The 2,717-nt window shown below is 31.4% G+C and carries 2 protein-coding genes; both read left to right on the forward strand.

The annotated features are described in order from the left end of the window. Positions 1-2,410 (forward strand): glycosyltransferase (locus tag M0R36_11475; GenBank protein MCK9556411.1); only part of this gene is annotated, 2,410 nt, incomplete at its 5' end. Between the two features lie 2 nt (positions 2,411-2,412). Beyond that, positions 2,413-2,717, forward strand: a 305-nt coding sequence (locus tag M0R36_11480) for a glycosyltransferase family 2 protein (protein MCK9556412.1), incomplete at its 3' end; no start/stop codon positions are given.

Genomic DNA, 2,717 nt, shown 5'->3' on the forward strand with positions numbered 1-2,717 from the left:
AATTTATGCTAAAAAATTTCCAAGACTTGCTCAGTTAGCAAAAGAAAAAGGCATAAAAATTATCAATCTAAATAAAAATTCTGCATTAGATTGTTTTGAATTTGGCACTATTGAAGAAGCCCTGAAGCCAATATTATCAATTAAGCATAATTATGTCATTGTCAGTTTTTATACTCCTGAATATGTTCAGGATATTTCACGGCTTATTCAATCAGCAGAACGATTCAAGTTACCATATGATTTTGAATTATTGAAAAACTTACCGCTTGAAGGTGCAAATAAATACAAAAATTGGAGCAAGAATGCATATTTGAAAGCAACCTTTATCAAAAAAATGATGCAAAAACATCAGGATAAAAATATCATATGGATTGATGCTGATGCAGTTATCCAAAAAAATCCTGTACTATTTGATAAAATACCTGATTGTGATATTGCCGTTCATTACAGAGACGACATCGAATTGCTTACGGGAACCCTTTACATTCGTAATAATGAAACCATGCGAAATATTGTTGACCAATGGATTGAAGCCAATAAGACAAGTAGGAATTTTTTAGAACAAAAAAATCTTGAAAATGTTCTTGATAAAAACAAAGAAATAAAAATATTTAATTTTCCTGCTTCTTATTGTCAAATATTTGATATCATGAACAATACATCAACCCCCGTAATAGAGCATTTTCAATCATCAAGAAAATGGAGGAAAAATATAGATACAATGAAAAAAATTTCCATCATCATGCCAACATACAATCAGGATAAGTTTATCGAAGAATCCATCAATAGTATCCTCAATCAAACATTCAAAAATTGGGAGTTGATAATTATTGACGATGGGTCAACAGATGATACAAAAAATATTCTTGCTAAACAAAATGACCCAAGGATTCAGATTATTCATAAGGAAAATGAAGGCACAGGTTCCGCATTGAATATGGGATTCGAAATAGCCACAGGCGAATATGAAACATGGTTGGCTTCGGATAACAAATATTATCCAAATGCTTTACAGGATATGTTTGATATTCTTGAATCCAAAAAAGATATAGATTTTGTTTATTGTAATTGTGAAATTGGAGTAATGGATTCTACAGGATTAGGCGAAGTAACCCGAAAAAATTACAATTCAGAAGTTCCGATGGAATGGGATGCCCATAAATTTTATGACCATTATAATATCGGCGTTGTATGGTTATGGAGAAAAGAATTGCGTATATCAGCAGGAAAGGATTTTATCCTTGAACCTTGTGAAGATTATGAAATGACAACCCGTATGATTGAAGCAGGTGGACAATTTTATTATCATCCAATTGTATCAGGATGGCATCGCAGACATAATGAAAATCTTACTAGAAAACTTGTTACCACAAGTCAGTATATTCCAAATTTACATAGGAGAATGATAAAAAAACGGGATGAATTGGCATTGAAAAAACTTCCCCCTAGTCCCGAAAAAGTCAAAAAATTTATAACTTTGGAAATGAACAAAAGCATAGAACAACATTTACAAAGATTAAATGCTCCAAAAGAACCGAATATTTCTATTGATAAATGGTGTTTGGAAAAAATACCAAAACGAGTTTATTTTTATTGGGGTGCAGAACGCATGCCTTGGTTGAGATATCTTACTGTTCATTCTTTTGTTAAAATGAATCCTGATTGGGAAGTTATACTTTATCAACCTATTTCTGTTACAAAAACAAATACTTGGAAATCAACAGAACACGAATATGATATTGATTGCCCTGATTATTCCAACGAATTAAAAAATTTAAATATTACGATAAAAAAATTTGACGGGCGGGATATTGGCATTCCAAATGAATATCCTGAAGTTTGGAAATCTGATTTTCTACGATGGCATCTTCTTTCAAAATATGGTGGATTTTGGATGGATATGGACATCTTCTTTAACAAGTCTATGAATTGTTTCAATCTGAATACTCTTGAAAATAAAGACCTTGATACTATCGTATCTATTTCAAAAATTATTGCTCCTGCATCATTTCATAGTATTGGGTTTATGGGTGGAGCACCGAATAATGATTATTTTCGTTATGTAATGAGTAAAGCACTTCGAACAAAACCTGATTTTACAAATTATCAATCCATAGGTGTCGTGTTATTAAATTCTGAATTTCCAACGGTTGAATCTATCAGAAAAAAATTCCCTCATTTGAAAGTAGATACTATTAGTTTTGAAACCGTTTATGCTTATTATCCAATGAAATTAATTGAGGATATTTTTAAACCAAATGCTCCTGATAGGTTAAAATCACATTCAATTGGAATTCATTGGTATGCAGGGCATCCAGATGCAGGAAAATTTATGAATAAAGTTACACATGAAAATTATCGGGATTTTACTAATACTCCATTGGGTAAATTATTTGTAGAGGTTTTATAAAAATGACTCCTGATATTTCCATTGTCATGCCGACTTTTGGACAAAGTAAATATATCACCGAATCTTTACAAAGTATAGTTGCCCAAGAATTTGAAAATTGGGAATTGGTAGTGGTGATTGATGGAGAAGATACAGAAACAGAAAAAATATTAAAATTATGGACAGCAAATGATGATAGAATAAAATACATAACAAAATTAAACGGTGGGACAGGCTCCGCACTAAATTATGGATTCTTTCAAACAGGCGGTCGTTATGAAACATGGTTTGCTTCAGATAATAAAATGTATCCAAATTGTTTACGAGT

This window comes from bacterium (assembly GCA_023228325.1).
Lineage (GTDB): Bacteria > Auribacterota > UBA6266 > UBA6266 > UBA6266 > UBA6266.